We start from the raw sequence: 14,432 nt of genomic DNA, 5'->3' as shown, positions 1-14,432 counted from the left end.
CGGCCAAAAATCAGGAGGGGCAGCCCGGGGCGCGCAGGCCGGTAGCGGCGGGGTTGAAGGTATCGCCGAGCTGTCCGCGCCTGGTCGGGCACGAGGCCGTCCCGCGCCGCTGCTGCTCGGCGCCGGCCTTCGGCTGGGCGCGTTCTGGGCCGCTTGCGCCTGGCGGGAGGTAAGGTAAAGATTAGATTAATATCTGTTCGTTGCGGCATTGAAGGGTTTGTTTTTCCGGAGGAATTTACGTGTTCGACGAAGCGTCCCAGGACCGTGTGTTCGCGCAGCTTTCCTTGGCCGACGAGGCTTTGAGCCGGCTGGACGAGCGTCTGGGCGCCTGTCCCTGGCGCGGCGGTTATCTCGCCCGCAGAGACTTCGCTGAAGCTGTGGCCTGGAGTTGGACGCAAGGGGTCGTGACCCCGATGGAAGACCTCGTGCTGCATGACCAAAGCACGGACCTGCGTGTTCCGGACGGCGGGCTGCTCGCAACCCACGCCCTGGTACGCGCCCGGCGCAAGGCGGCGACCGGGGGCGTCGAACTGCTGCAGCCAGGCGGCGTCGACTGGCTGACAGGGAGACGCGCCAAGCCGCCAGCTGTCGGGGGATTTGTGACCGTGCGCGCGACGACGGCTATTGGGGCTGTTGGTCGGCCGGGCATGATCGAGCGCCTGTCGAGCGTGCTGACGGACCTTGAACGTGGAGACGCGAGCGAGCCGGCGGCGGGCGTGTCGGAGTGGTTGGACGTGGCGAGCCGCCTGGATGGCGACATTCCTCCCGTCCTGCGCGCCGCGGCCCTTCTGGAGGCCTGGTGGATCATCGACCCCCTCCCCCGCCAGCGCTATATCGGCGGACTGCTGGTCGGTCTCTGGCTGCAGGTCACCCGCAGGATCGCCAGTCATCTCGTCGGGTTCGAAACCGGCCTTCGCGCCGTGACGCGCAGCGGCCGTGAAGTCCGAGCCGGCGCCATGCCGCGCCGCCTGGCCTTCTGGCTGTCAGTCATGACCAGGTCGGCTGAGGAAGGTGTCGCCGAGCTTCAGCGGCTGGAGGTCACCCGCCAGGCGATGTCGCGGCATGTCGCTGGCAGGCGGGCACATGCCCGGGCGGGCGATGTCATGGAGCTGTTGCTCGCGAGCCCGGTCGTCACCGCGCCCATGGTCGCCGAGCGTCTGGGCGTGTCGCAGCAGAGCGCCCGGCGCTCGCTCGACGAGCTCGGTTCGGTCGTGGTCGAGATCAGCGGGCGCAGCCGCTTTCGGGCGTGGCGAGTGTGAGCTTGCCAATTGGCAAGTCCACATTCGGAGCAAGGCGGGGGTGGTGATTAGGTTTAGAGCGCTCCGGACCGAACGAGCTGGACGCCTTCGCTTCGCCCTCGAACCGGGTCTCTCCTGCATTTGGTCGTGAAGGAGCGCAGGCAAGCCTGTGGCAGGAGAACTTGCCAATTGGCAAACTCGCCCCTCCCCTGCCCTTTCTTCCGGCCTTTGGGCACAATGACCTCATGTCCAAGCGCGCGATTCGCCAGCAGGAGTTCGACCTCTTCGTCCCCCGCATGGGCGAACTGCGCCTGAAGGATCAGCGCGAGGTGATGGAGCGTCCGTTCTTCGCGCTCAGCAAGCGCAAGCGCCTCAAGCCCATCGAGTATACGAGTCCCGACGGCGACGTCTGGGTTCATGTGAGCGCGAACCCGCGGTTCGGCATCGCGACCATCTGGGACGCCGATATTCTTATCTGGGCGACGTCGCGCCTGAACCAGCTGCGCGAGGCCGGCTCGAACGAGATCCCCCGCACCATCCACACGAGCGCTTATGAGCTGTTGCGGGCGATCAGGCGCGACACCGGCGGCAAGGGCTACAAGGAGCTCGAGGCGGCGCTCGAGCGGCTGCAGTCGACCGTGATCGAAACCTCCATCAGGGCGCCCAAACGCAATAAGCGCGCGCAGTTCGGCTGGCTCGACGAATTCGTGCTGGAGACCGATCCGGCTACCGGCGCCTCCAAGGGCCTTAGCCTCACCCTCTCCAACTGGGTCTATGAGGGGCTGCTGAAAGAGCGCTCGCTGCTGACCCTTCATCCAGATTACTTCACCCTTTCAGGGGGCGTCGAGCGCGCCATCTACAGGATCGCCCGCAAGCATGCCGGGGACCAGCCGGACGGATGGGTTTGCCGCGTCAGCGTCCTGCACGAGAAGAGCGGCAGTGAAAGCCCGCTTAAGCAGTTCGCCTATCTGCTCAAGAAGATCGTCGCCGCCGACGACCTGCCCGACTACGCGCTCTCCTATACGACGACTCGGGACGGCGCCTTGGCCGTCCACTTCGTCAGGCGTGACGCCGCCGAAAAGGCGAAACTCAAGGCCAGCCTCGCTGCGCTCAGCGAATCGGAGGCGCGTCGCAGGCGCGAGGACGAGCGGGCAGGGGAGGTGGACGCCATGTTCTCGCGCCGCCGGGTTCCTTCGGGGGATCAGTGACCGTACCTGCGGGGTATCGATGACCACAGCCCCGGGGGATTGGTGACGAAAGGGCGGGGTATTGGTGACCGGGCACTACACCGAACCCAGGCCTCGCAACGGTTTGTGACCCGGCAGGCGGCCCTTAAGCCTACTAACCTGCCCATTATCAAATCTCTCTAACGGGGCGCGGACAGGCTGGCTTGGGCGGTACGCGAACCATGAGGGTTCGCGCTCGCCCGCGCTGAAATTAAGACCTCGTTTACCATTCGGAGGGACAACTTGGCAAAATCACGCTAGCCAAGCTCATATTTGCAAAGGAGGCCTGCCTGTGTCGCCTGTCGCGGACCTGAAAGACCCCGTTTCCGGGCCCGTTCTGCTCGACGCCATGGCTGCGTTGAACCAGCGGGCCGAGGACGTCATCTCCCGACTGCGGGCCACCGTCTTCGCCCCCGGTTCCGAAAAGATCGTCGACCTCCGCTTCACGATCACCAAGGCGGCCGAAATGGTGGGACGCACCTCAGAGGCCATCCGCCAGGCCGAGGCCGAGGGGCGCTTGCCGCCGCCCCGCCTGGGCGTCAACGGCCGCCGCGAGGGCTATACGCTCTCCGAAATCAATCACATGCGTGACGTCTTCGGGACCAGGCCGCGGCGTGCGGAGGGCGATCCGCCGATCATCATGGCGGTGCAGAACTTCAAGGGCGGCGTCGGTAAGAGCACCCTGACCTGCCACATCGCCCAGTATCTGGCGCTCAAGGGCTACCGCGTCGCAATCGTCGACTGCGACAGCCAGGCCAGCTCGACGACCTTGTGCGGCTTCAATCCCGACATCGACATCGAGGACGACGATACGCTGCTGCCGTTCTTCCGGCACGGCGGCGAGCCCGACCTGCAGTATGCCCTGCGTGCGACCGCCTGGCCGGGCATCGATCTGATCCCCTCAAACCTTGGGCTCTACCAGGCCGAATACGAGGCGGCGGCTCGGATGCGGGGTAATGCCGACGCGCTGGAGCGGCTTCGGCGCGGGGTGGAAAGTATGGCCGAGCGGTATGACGTGGTCCTACTCGATCCGCCGCCGGCTCTGGGGATGATTTCTCTGGCGGTGCTGCGGGCGGCCAACGCCCTGCTGATCCCCACACCGCCCTCGACTGTGGACTTCGCCTCGACCGCGCACTTCCTGCGAATGATCGTGGACACCCTCGAGGTGCTGGACGAGCACGGGCTGGGCAAGCGCGGCTACCACTTCCTGCGCGTGGTCGCCACGAAGGTCGACGAAGGCAAGAGCGCTCATGTGCAGATCCGCGAGATGATGGAGGCGGTGTTCGGCATGGACATGCTCAACGCCTCGCTGCTGGACAGCGCCGAAATCGACAACGCAAACGTCCAGCTGCGCACCGTCTACGAGATTCCGCCCAGCGGAAACCGCACCCACGAGCGCTGCCGAAACAATCTCGACCGGGTCAACGGCGAGATCGAATTGCTGATCCGCAAGGCTTGGCCCAGCCACCGCGCCGAGCTGCGCCGACTTGGCCTGGCCTGAAGAGGAAGGGAGCTTCAATGTCCACCACCACGGGAAAGAACCGCTCGATCCTCGCGGGCCTCGTCTCTCCGGTCACTGAAACCCCGTCTGGCGCGGGGGAGGGGGCGTCTGCGCCGCCGCCGGCCCGGGTGACCGAACGGCTCTCCGCGCTGGCTCGCGTCACCTCCGGAGACATAAAGGAAAAGACCCTGCGGCTGGTCGATCCGGCCCGATGCCGGATGTGGGAGCGGCACAACCGGCGCTATGACCTGCTGAACCCGCAACGCTGCGCCGATCTGCTGGAGAGCCTGCGCGCCCAGGGCGTCCAGGAGTTCCCGGCGATCGTGCGACGTATCGAGGGCGACCCGGCCTTCGACTACGAGGTGATCTGCGGCGCGCGCCGTCATTGGTCGGTGAGCTACCTGCGCCAGGTCGAGCACCGCGAGATCAAGTTCCTGATCGAAGAGCGCGAGCTGACCGACGAAGCCGCTTTCCGCCTGGCCGACATCGAAAACCGCTCACGTCTCGACATCAGCGACTATGAGCGGGCGCTCGACTACCGCGAGGCGGTGGAAAGCTTCTATGGCGGCGTGGCCCGGCGTATGGCCGAGCGGCTTGAGGTAAAGGAGACCTGGCTCTCCAGGTTCCTCGACCTGGCCAAGCTGCCGCGCGACGTCGTGGACGCCTTTGGGGACGTTCTGCAGCTGCGTGAGAACCACGCGCGTGAACTGAAACCACACCTGGCCGCCGACCCTGGCCGCTCACGCCTGATGGCGGCGGCCAGGAAGCTGGCCAGCGAGCAGTCGAGCCGGCGCGAGGCGGGGGAGGCGGTTCTTGATGCGCCCAAGGTGGTGGCGGTGCTCAAGAGCGCGGCGGCCGGGCAGGGGCCGGCCAAGCCAGCGGCGAAGCCCAGCCTCGTCAAGAACGCCCACTCGGCGCCGCTATTCACCCTCAAGCCGAAGGGGCCAGGCCGCGTCGTGCTTGAGCTGTCGCTCGACTCGCCCGCCACCAATGAAGACTTCATGGCCGCCTTCGAGCGGGAGCTGAAGCGTCTGAGGCCGGCGACGTCCTAGAGACTTGCCAATTGGCAAGCTCTCCATTGTCGGGGTTTCTGTGACCCAGGCGGCCGCTGGAGGGTATGCGCCATGCCCGCCGGCGGCCGCCATGACTCTCAATCTTTGGCGCGACCGGGCCTGGTCGAGGGCAGGCCGATGAGGTCGAGCCTGAGCGCCTCGGCGACAGCCTGAGCACGATTGCGGGTCTGCAGGCGGGCGCAAGATTGGGCCAGATACTGGTCCACCGTGCGAGACGACAGACCAAGGATCCTGCCGATCTCGCCGGATGTCATGCCCTGCCGGACAAGGTCCAGGCATTGCATCTGCCGCCGGCTGAGGCTTCGACAGCCCATGGTCGCCTCCCTTGGATCTGCGGGGCTTAAACGGCGCCAAAGGGATCCTGGTCGGCGCCGCGGCTCGATCTCGCACCTCAGGTTGGGAGGGCGGCAAAGCGTGATCAACTGAAAAGGGCCGTGGCCGCGGGCCGTTAAACACGTGGATCTCCGCCACTTCCTGGCGGCCCGCCCGTCGTTATGGCGAGGATGAGAAAAATCGTCTGTCGCCGCCAAGGCGTGTGCTGCAGCTTTTTCCAATGGATCGATACGTCCCGAGAGTTGCTCTGGCCCCATGTGGCCCGCCGTCGGCGATATCTGGCCTGGACGGCGACTGATGCCGCGTCGTCGCGATCCTTTCGGGGCGGCGCTGAAGACGTTGCGCGAGCGGCTGGCTGACGGCGACTATCCGCCTGGCGCGGCGCTGGTCATCGGCGACCTGGCCGCAGAGCTTGGGTTCAGCACGACGCCGGTTCGCGAAGCCTTGGCGTGGCTGGCCGGGGAGCGCTTGATCGAAGAGCGGCGCGGCGTCGGTTTCAACTGCTGGCGGATCGATCCTGCCGAACTGCTGTCGCTCTACGACCTGCACGAAGCCTATCTGCGACTGGCCTTGCAGACCTTGGGGCCGCCCCGTGAGCCAATCGCCACCCCTGCCGGCCCTGACGAGGCGGGGCCTGCGCCCTTGACCCGCCAGGCGGGACTAATCTTCCGGCGCATCGTGGCCGCCGGCGGCAGCACGCCGCTCTTCCAGGCCCATGCATCGCTGACAGTTCGGCTGGGCCGGGTGCGGCAGGCCGAGAGCCGCATCCTCAGCGGCCTACCCGCCGAGTTGGACGCCCTGGGGGCCTGCGCCTGGACGCCGGCGGACCTCACCGGCCAGGTGCAGGCCTACCATACGCGCCGACGCCAGGAAGCGATGAGCATCCTCGGGGCGATGGGTGCGGATTCGCACGTATAGTGAAATATGAGAACATATAGTTTGAATACATAGCGACGTGGCGGAGAATTGTTTCTGCCACAAATGGTGGTCATGAAGAGTGGAGATGCACAGATGCGTTGCTTTGAACTGCTCCGCCGTCTCGGCGGGCTCAACCCTGGGGACGCCAAGCGTCTGACCCGCGGCTATCCCGACGGCGAATTCATCGAACTCGCCGGCGACCGTTACGACGAGGTCTGAACCAGGAGCGCCCCGGCGCGGCCACGCCGCGCCGGGTGTCGTTCGCCTACGCGGAGAGCCAGATGACCGCCTTTCTCCCTGAGCAGGTTCATGCGGTCGACGTCTACGGCGACCTCGTGGCGCTCGATCTTCGGTCCGGCCGCTATCACTGCCTGCCTGGCCTTGGCGACGGCTTCGACCCTCAATTGCCGCTCGCCGAGCCGCTGGCCGAAGCCCTGGCCCGGCAAGGCCTCGGCGGGGGAGGCGAGAGGCCCGCCGCGCGGCTGGCGCCCGCGGCACGAGCCCAGCGCGATCTGCCGGACGGGGAGGGGAGCAGGGGGCCAAGACTGGCCGCTGACATGGCCGCAGCGCACCTTGCCGCGAACGTCAGGGTCCGGATCCTCAGCTTCTCAGCCATACTCGATCGCGTCCCGGCGGCGCGTCCGCTGCCTGCGGCGCCCGAGCGCGGACTGAGGGACGTGCGGGCCTTTCTGCAATGGCTGCCCTGGGCCCCCCTCCAGGGGCGCTGCCTGATGCGCGCGGCGATGCTGCGCACCTTTCTGGTGCGGCGAGGCCACCCTGCGCCGCACTGGGTGTTCGGGGTCTCGACCTATCCGTTCGCCGCTCATTGCTGGTTGCAGTGGGGCGATATGGCGCTCGACGACCAGGTCGGCAGGCTGGTGCGCTACACCCCCATTCTGGCGCGCTAGCCATGGCCGACTTTGTCGCGCTGCATTGGGACCCGGCCAAGGAGATATCTGCGCGGATCGGATGGATCACCCGCACCTTGGCCAAGGAGCCTGGTTGGCGACTGGCGATCGATGAGCCGGGGCGCCTCGTCGCGCTCTCCACCCCGCGTAATCTCAACCTGCGCCCGCTACCCGGCGGCAGGCTTCTGCTCGGCGATGTCCACACGCGCGCAGCAGAGGGGCTGCGTCTGGCGGCCGACGCAGATTTCGAGACGCTTTGCCGGGACCTCTCGCGCCAGGCTTGGGGCGGCTATGTGGTGATCGACGCGCCAGCCGCCGGTGCGGCGGCGGTGTTCCGCGCGCCCATGGGAGACCTTGAGGCCGTCATCTGCGGGCGTAAAGGCGTCCAGGTCGTGGCCAGCTGCGCTCCAGACTGGCTCCTGGTGGGACTAGCTCCAGTGCTCGCAATCGATTGGAGCATCCTGCGAGAACAGCTGGTCTCCCCAGGACGGCTGGCGGGGCCGCTTGGGCTCATCGGCGCCTACGCCGTTCCGGGCGGCGTGCTGGACTGGCCGGACGGCCGCAATCTGGCGATCTGGACGCCGCAGGACGCGGCGAGCGGCAGCGTGCGCGACGATGTAACCCTGCCGCAGTTGGTGGAGACCTGCATCGGGCAGATGACAATGGGGCGGCGGGTGCTCGTCGAGACCTCCGGCGGGTTCGACTCCGCCGTCGTCGCCGCCGCGCTCGGTCGCGGGCGGGGCGCCCGCGAGGCGATCCTCCTCAACTATCACACGCTCGAAGCCGAAGGCGATGAGCGGGCCTTCGCGCGCAGGGTGGCGCAGGCGGCGGGCCTGCCCCTGATCGAGCGGCGAAAGCCACAGGTCACTCTGGACGAGCCGAGCCTGGCTGCGGTCTCAAGCGGCTGGCGCCCAGGCGTCTGGGGGCTGGACAGCGGCTATGACGGCGACGTCGCCGAGCAGTGCCAAGCGTGGGGCGCAGAAGTGCTCCTCACCGGCAAGGGAGGCGACACCGTCTTCTACCAGATGCCTAGCGCTCTGATCGCCGTCGACCACCTGCGCGCGAGCGGCCTGGCGGGGATGGCCGGCCCTGTCCTCCCCGACCTGGCGCGCTGGACCCGACGCTCGGTGTGGTCGCTGCTTGCAACCGCTCTTCGCGCCAATCTCTCCGCCGGGGCCGGGGCCGGGGCCGGGGCCGGGGCCTGGGACCGGCGCCGCCCGGCGCCGGCCAAACGCCTCCAGGTGGAGGGCGTTGGCCAATCCCTGGCCTTCGCCGGCCCCTCGCGCCGCGCCGCCGCAGCCGACTTTCGCCACCCGCTGCTTAGCCGGCCGATCGTCGAGCACTGCCTGCGTCTGCCGGCGGCCGAGTTGACGCGGGGCGGCCGCGACCGCGCCTACGCGCGGACCGCGTTCAGCGCATGGTTGGCACCGGAGGTCGCCCAAAGGCACGGCAAGGGCGACGCCACCGCGCACTTTGGCCGCGCACTCGCTGGGCGCCTGGATTTCCTGCGCCCCTATCTCCTCGACGGAGAGCTGGCGCAGGCGCGGGTGCTCGATCGCCGTCGTCTGGAAGCGCAGCTGACCAGCGAGCACCTGATGTGGGCGGGCGGCGCGGGGCAGATCCTGCACGCCGTGATCATAGAGGCCTGGGCGCGGTCCTGGACCCGCCGTCTGCGTGGTCTTGGCTAGGTGCGAGCGTCTGGGCGAGAAATGCAAACACGCGCGCGTACATGTCTCGAACGTTGCCAGGGCTGGTGATCACGTGGCTTTCGCCCCAATAGGTCGCCAGCACTGCGGGCTTGTCCTGGCGATGGAGCGCGCTGAACAGCGCCTGGGCCTGACCAAGACCGATGGAGTCCTGATCGCCCTGGATCAACAACATCGGCGTCTCAATCTGGTCGGCATAGGTGAAGGGGCTGTTGCGCGCGTAGCGCTCGCGCGCGGTCCACGGCGGACCGCCCATGCCGGCGTTCTTCTCGACCCAGCCCTGACCCCAGTCGGACGCCGCGCCAAGTTCGGGACTAACGGCGAAATCCGGGGCGATGGCGCCCCAATAGTTCGCCAGGTCCGAGATGCCGGCGGAGGCGATGACGGCTTTGAAGCGCTGGGTCTCAGTGGCGGCCGCCATGGCGGCATAGCCGCCGAAGCTGTGACCCCAGAGCGCGACCCGGTCGCGATCAATCTCGCCGCTCGCCGTCGCCAGGTTCGCCGCCGCCAGAATCTGCGCCGTCAGCCCCTGCATCGGCTCTGTCGTCGAAGCCCGCGGCAGGCTTGGGACCAGGACCGCATAGCCCTGCGCCGCGAGCAGCTGCGGGTTGGTGTAAAAGGTAAGCGCGCCTGGGGCGTACTTGCTCGGAGGTTCGCGGTAGATCGCGCCGGGATAGGCGACGACCACCATCGGCCAGCCGCCGCTGGGTTTTTGCACGGCGCCCGGCGGCTTTGCCTGATCAGAACCGGAGGTCGGCGGCAGATAGAGCCAGTGGGCGACGCCGCCTGGCGCATCGAGCCGCGCGACCCGAGCCGGCGTGATATCGGCAAGGGCGGCGTTGAGCGTCAGGGCGCTGGCCGCGCCGCCGATCCCTTTGACCTGCAGGCGCCCAACACCCTGCTCGTCCACCTGCAGGACGGCGCTGCTGGCCGCGCCCAGCGCGATCAGGCGGCCGGCCGGGAGGTGGTCGGGCGCAGCTTGGCCCGCGGGCCCGGCCCTCATTAATCGAGCGCCTGGCCCGGCCTTAAGCAGCGCGGTCCAGTCACGGGCGGGCGGGGCGTTCAGCGAGAGCCGCATGGCCGGCTGCGGCGGCTCGGCGCTTACCCAACCTTCGCCGACCGCCAGCCTGACGGCGCGGCCCCGCGTGTCGATCGACCAGACGCCGTCGGCGGCGTCCAGCAGCAGTCCGCGATGCGTACTCGCAACGATCCGGCTCGGGGGGGCGGGCGCCAGCGCGGTCAGATTGCGGGGTCCGTCCGCATGCAGGGCGTACCAATCGGCTCGCCTGGCCCCTCGATCACGGGCCAGAATTACCGGATCGCGTCCCAGCCAGCCGGCGCGCACGCTCACCGTGCCGTCGGCGCCGATTGAGACCTCGGGCGCAAGGCCGCCGGCAGGCGCCGTCTGGCCGCGGCCAGTGGCGGCGTCGATCTGCGCTAGCGCCCCTTCGCGCCACGGCTGATCGGGCCGACGGGAGAAGATCAGAACGATGTTGTGAACCGGGGACCAGGCCAAGAGGCCAGGCAGGATGTCGGCCCCGGCCAGCGGCCGGGAAATCCCGCCCCGCTCCAGGTCGATCACCTGCAGCGTGTGGCGCTGAAGGGTCTCGCCCGACCGCAACGGCCCCGGCGTCGAAGGCGCGGCGAGACGCCCGGCCACAAGCGCTGCGACATGGCGGCCATCGGGAGAGATCTCCAGATCCACAAAGGCGTCGCGCGCCAGGATCTTTTCGGCTCCTGTTCGAGCGTTGAAGACGACCAGTTCAGAGGTCGGAAGACTGGGGCGCATGTCGGAGAAGCGGCCGCTGCCGGCGACGCTGACGGCCGCCTCGCCGCGGTCGGCGCGCCGCCAGAGCTCAGGCAGTTGGGCCATGGCGTTCCAGCCGAGCCGCAGCCTGACGGGCAGGTTTGCGCCGCGCCTGCGGATAAATACGACCTCGGCAGACGATCGCCACTGCGCCGTGCGGCCCAGAACCCCGTAGTCGGGCGCGCCCTCGAGCCAGCGCACCGACCTGTCGGCAAGGTTGAGCACGCCGCCGCGCCAGCCTTCGGCCTCCGAAAGCCGATAGACCACCATCGCTCGCCCGTCGGGCGCGATCGGGCCGGCGACATAACCCCCGCCTGCGCCAAGCAAAAGCTCCGCCGGGCCAGGTCGATCAAGATTGACCCTGTAGAGCCGGCTGGTCGCCAGCCGGCCATAGTAGTCGCCCTGGAAGCTCGCCGCGGCCGCATAGGGGCCGCGGACCTCGGCCACCATCCATCGCTCGCCAGGCGCGATCGAAACCTGGCCGAGCTCTTCAAGATTGAGCAGGTCGTCCACCGCCAGCGATCTGGCGGCCGCAGGGACCGCCGACAGCGGGGCGAGCGCGACCAGCCAGGCGGCCACGATCAGGATCACGCGCATGAGGCGTCTCGCGTCGCCGCTCTACCAGATCTTGGCGAGCTGAAGGGAGACGACGCGGCCCATGGGGCCGGCGTTGGCGGCGTCGAACCCCACGCCCTGGACCGAGTCGTAGAAGGGTGGGTCGGTGTCGAAGACGTTGCGGATTCCAAGCGAGGCGCTCACACCGCGCCAAGCCGCTTGCCGGCTGTCGGACGCCCAACGCGCTTGCAGATCCAGCGTGGTCCAAGAGCTGATCCTGCCGCCCTCGCCGTCGTCATATCCGTCGACATAGTTGGCGCTGGCGCTGGCCCCCCAGGCGCCGCGCGCCCAATCCAGGTTGGCTCGGGCGCGCAGATCGACCGGCTCGCCCGGAAGGTTGAGCATCGAGACCGCCCGCGCGGCGGGGGTCAGGGTCTGCTCGAACCGGGAGATGAAGGTCGCGCTGAGGGAAGCGCTATAGCGGTCCGCGCCGCGTTCGAAGCTGTAGTCGCCGCTGATGTCGTAGCCGCTTACATGGGTCGAGGCGGTGTTGACGTAGCGCGCATCGACGATCGCGCCGTAGGCCTCGGCGGGGAAAGCCCCTGGAAAGGCGAAGGTCGGGTCGCTGATCAGGGCGTTGATCAGCGCCAGGTCGGCGCTCGAGGCCGGGCTGACGAACTGTATAAACGGGGCGAAGGCCGGGTCGCTAAGGGCGGTGTTGACGTGCTCAAGCGCCGGGCGCGCGATACGCTGGTCGAAACGCGTGTCGAACCAGTTCGCGCTGAGGCGCAGGCCAGGCCATTGGCTGGGGCGATACTCAAGGCTTGAAGACCAGGACGTGGCGGTCTCGGGTTTGAGCTCCGTATTGCCGCCATAGAGTATAACCGAGAGCGTGCGGTCCGCGCCGCGGCGTAGGAAACTGGCGCCGATGCTTCCGGCTTCGCCGACCTCCACCAAGGTCGGCGCGCGGAAGCTGGTCCCGTAGCTCAGCCTCACCGTGAGGTCGTTCACGGGCGACCAGATGACGCCAAGCTTCGGATCAGCGGTCGATCCGACATCGTCATACTGTTCAAGGCGCCCGGCCAGGGAGAGGTCCAGGCGGCGCAGGCCCGGCCGGGCGTTGCCCGGACCAAACAGCGGCGCGCGCAACTCGGCGTAGGCGGCGGCGACCTGACGCTGCGACTGGGGCTTGCTGGAGCCGCGGGGAGAGGGCGTCGACGTCCAGGCCAGGGACTTCTGATCGAAGGTCTCCTGGCGCCATTGCAGGCCGACGGCGAGCTTGGCCGCGCCGGCGGCGGTCTGAAACAGCGTGCCGTCCGCTTGAGCCGACAGCGTCGTCACCCTACTGCGATTGGTCTGCTGCGTGAAGCCCGAGCCGATGAAATCGAGAACTGCGCGGCTGTTGGCGGCCCCCGAGCCGTAAGGGTTGAAGTAGCCGTCCCTGGCCGCACTGTAGGCGGTGGCGGGATCATCGACGCTGGCGCCCAGCGCCTCGTTCAAGAACCGGGTGTTGAGGGTGTTGCTGTAGCGACGCGAGCCCACCTCCTGCGCAAAGGCGCCATAGGTCTCCAGCCGCCAATCGGCGGGCAGTTCGGCCGCGAGGCTGAGGCTGGCGCCGAGGCTCTCAGCGACCCCCGAACTGACCACGGGACCAAGATCATCGCCATAGCCGTAGGCGATCTGCTGGGCCGAGAGACCAGGCAGCGGCACATAGTGCGGATTGTTCGGCCGAATGGTCAGGACGCCGGTGGCCGGCAAGCTGGCGAACGTGAAGCTTCGGCGCGTGTAGCGGGCATCCGCGCCGAGCTCGAACTTCGGGCCCAGCGACTGGGCGAAATAGGCGTAGACGCTGTCACGCTGGTCTTGCGGCAGAAGGTCGATGTCGCGCCGCTGGTTCTCCAGATTGACCTGGCCGGCCACGAGTTCGGCCGGGGTCGTCGCGGCCTGGCCGTTGGGGCGGATGGCGTAGAGGGGCGTATAGGTCGAGGTCGCAGCGTCCAGGCGAACCACGTTGCCGGGGGCGCCGTAGAAGATGCGATGATCGCGGCCGCCCAAGGCGCGCAGGTCGGCGGTGGCGGCGTAGCTCCGCGCGGCGGCTGGCAGGTTCTCGCGCTGGTGATGCTCGTAGGCCAGCAGGGCGCGGCCCGTCGACCAGACGGCGCCGAGCGACTGCGAGACCTGCAGCTCCGGCGCCTCGTGCCCAGAAGCGCTCGCGTATCGCAGCCGGGTCTCGGCGCCCTCGAGGTCGCGGCGCAGCCGAATGTTGACCACCCCGCCGACGGCGTCTGAACCGTAGAGGGCCGAGGCGCCGTCCATCAGCACTTCCACCCGTTCCACCGCGACCATCGGAATGGCCGACAGATCGGCGAAATCGCCCTTCGAGCCGGTGCCGGCCATCCGCCGCCCGTCGACGAGGACGAGCGTGGCGTCGGCGCCCAGGCCGCGCAGATTGACGCCGCTGGCGGCCAGGCTGTTGGTCCCCAGGCCGTCGGCTCCGGCGAGGAGGGTGGTCGGGGTGCTCTCGCCGCCGAAGTTCTGCGGCAGGCTCGCCAGGGTCTCGTCGAGCGTCGCAAACCCTCGCTGGGCGATCGCCTCGCGGTCGAGGACGACCACCTGGGAGGGACCTTCCTTGACCCCTCGTAGATGACTTCCGGTGACGACGACCTCGGCGATCTCCTCGGCCGGACGCGCCGGCGCTGGCGCGGGCGCGGAGAGCGCGGACGCCGAGGCGGGAAGGGCGGCCGTGACGTCGACGCCCTGACCGCCCTGACCTTTGCGGACCGGCGCCTTGCGCAGCACGACCGAACCGCGGGGCGTGCGCTCGGCCACCAATCCTGAACCGGTCAGCAGCCTGGCCAGGGCCTCGTCGGGCGTCAGTCGCCCCTGCACCGCCGGGGCGGCTCGACCCCGTACGATTTCGGCGGAATAAAGGATCTGCCGCCGGCTCTGGCGCGACCAGCTCTCCAGCGCCTGACTAAGGGGACCTGCGACGATATCGAAGTCATTGGTCGCCTGGGCCGCTGCGACCTGCGGCGCCGCCGCCGCGGTCAAGGCGATGAGAACGGCGTGCGACGCGCCGAATGAGCGACTGAACATGAAACCCCTCACCAATTGGCGTCGCTGGCGGCCGACGGCCTGCCCGACGCGTTGTGAGGGATAGACACCTG

At 68.4% G+C, this 14,432-nt stretch carries 11 protein-coding genes; 8 read left to right on the top strand and 3 right to left on the bottom strand.

Features of this window, described 5'->3' with window-relative positions:
- The first annotated feature begins 239 nt into the window (after nucleotides 1–239).
- The 4 genes from ASC79_RS19085 to ASC79_RS19070 all read left to right on the top strand — a co-directional run bounded on the left by ASC79_RS19085 (nucleotide 240) and on the right by ASC79_RS19070 (nucleotide 5,017).
- Nucleotides 240–1,259 carry a DUF1612 domain-containing protein gene (locus ASC79_RS19085; RefSeq protein WP_056026113.1) on the top strand — a complete coding sequence of 340 codons (1,020 nt, stop codon included), beginning with the start codon at nucleotides 240–242 and terminating at the stop codon, nucleotides 1,257–1,259.
- 224 nt (nucleotides 1,260–1,483) lie between these two features.
- Nucleotides 1,484–2,446, top strand: a complete 963-nt coding sequence (locus tag ASC79_RS19080; RefSeq protein WP_056026109.1) for a replication initiator protein A — start codon at nucleotides 1,484–1,486, stop codon at nucleotides 2,444–2,446.
- A gap of 310 nt (nucleotides 2,447–2,756) precedes the next feature.
- Entirely contained in the window at nucleotides 2,757–3,965 is a 1,209-nt protein-coding gene (locus tag ASC79_RS19075; RefSeq protein WP_235528831.1) for an AAA family ATPase, read from the top strand.
- Nucleotides 3,966–3,982: 17 nt separating this feature from the next.
- Nucleotides 3,983–5,017, top strand: a complete 1,035-nt coding sequence (locus ASC79_RS19070; RefSeq protein ID WP_056026107.1) for a ParB/RepB/Spo0J family partition protein — start codon at nucleotides 3,983–3,985, stop codon at nucleotides 5,015–5,017.
- A 98-nt stretch (nucleotides 5,018–5,115) separates the two neighbouring features.
- Here the strand turns inward: ASC79_RS19070 and ASC79_RS21310 are convergent, their stop codons facing one another.
- Nucleotides 5,116–5,352 carry a helix-turn-helix transcriptional regulator gene (locus tag ASC79_RS21310; protein ID WP_056826598.1) on the bottom strand — a complete coding sequence of 79 codons (237 nt, stop codon included), beginning with the start codon at nucleotides 5,350–5,352 and terminating at the stop codon, nucleotides 5,116–5,118.
- A gap of 316 nt (nucleotides 5,353–5,668) precedes the next feature.
- On the opposite strand from ASC79_RS21310, the gene ASC79_RS19060 reads away from it, so the two are divergent.
- The 4 genes from ASC79_RS19060 to ASC79_RS19050 all read left to right on the top strand — a co-directional run bounded on the left by ASC79_RS19060 (nucleotide 5,669) and on the right by ASC79_RS19050 (nucleotide 8,885).
- Nucleotides 5,669–6,289, top strand: a complete 621-nt coding sequence (locus ASC79_RS19060) for a GntR family transcriptional regulator (protein ID WP_162244319.1) — start codon at nucleotides 5,669–5,671, stop codon at nucleotides 6,287–6,289.
- A 93-nt stretch (nucleotides 6,290–6,382) separates the two neighbouring features.
- Nucleotides 6,383–6,508: a hypothetical protein gene (locus ASC79_RS21680; RefSeq protein ID WP_255352759.1), complete on the top strand. Its 126-nt coding sequence runs from the start codon at nucleotides 6,383–6,385 to the stop codon at nucleotides 6,506–6,508.
- A gap of 62 nt (nucleotides 6,509–6,570) precedes the next feature.
- Nucleotides 6,571–7,197, top strand: a complete 627-nt coding sequence (locus ASC79_RS19055) for a lasso peptide biosynthesis B2 protein (protein ID WP_156378490.1) — start codon at nucleotides 6,571–6,573, stop codon at nucleotides 7,195–7,197.
- A gap of 2 nt (nucleotides 7,198–7,199) precedes the next feature.
- Nucleotides 7,200–8,885 (top strand): asparagine synthase-related protein, encoded by a 1,686-nt coding sequence (locus ASC79_RS19050; RefSeq protein ID WP_056026099.1) that lies wholly within the window; start codon nucleotides 7,200–7,202, stop codon nucleotides 8,883–8,885.
- Here ASC79_RS19050 and ASC79_RS19045 read toward each other — a convergent pair.
- Nucleotides 8,833–11,307, bottom strand: coding sequence for a S9 family peptidase (locus ASC79_RS19045; RefSeq protein WP_056026098.1), 2,475 nt, complete (start codon nucleotides 11,305–11,307; stop codon nucleotides 8,833–8,835). The two genes, ASC79_RS19050 and ASC79_RS19045, sit on opposite strands and share 53 nt — an antisense overlap.
- A 21-nt stretch (nucleotides 11,308–11,328) precedes the next feature.
- Nucleotides 11,329–14,361 (bottom strand): TonB-dependent receptor, encoded by a 3,033-nt coding sequence (locus tag ASC79_RS19040; RefSeq protein ID WP_056026096.1) that lies wholly within the window; start codon nucleotides 14,359–14,361, stop codon nucleotides 11,329–11,331.
- Nucleotides 14,362–14,432 lie beyond the last annotated feature (71 nt).

The sequence above is a fragment of the Phenylobacterium sp. Root1290 genome, from assembly GCF_001425305.1.
GTDB lineage: Bacteria > Pseudomonadota > Alphaproteobacteria > Caulobacterales > Caulobacteraceae > Phenylobacterium.
The sequence above is the reverse complement of the archived record's forward strand: the minus strand, read 5'-3'. Positions and strand labels throughout refer to the sequence as shown.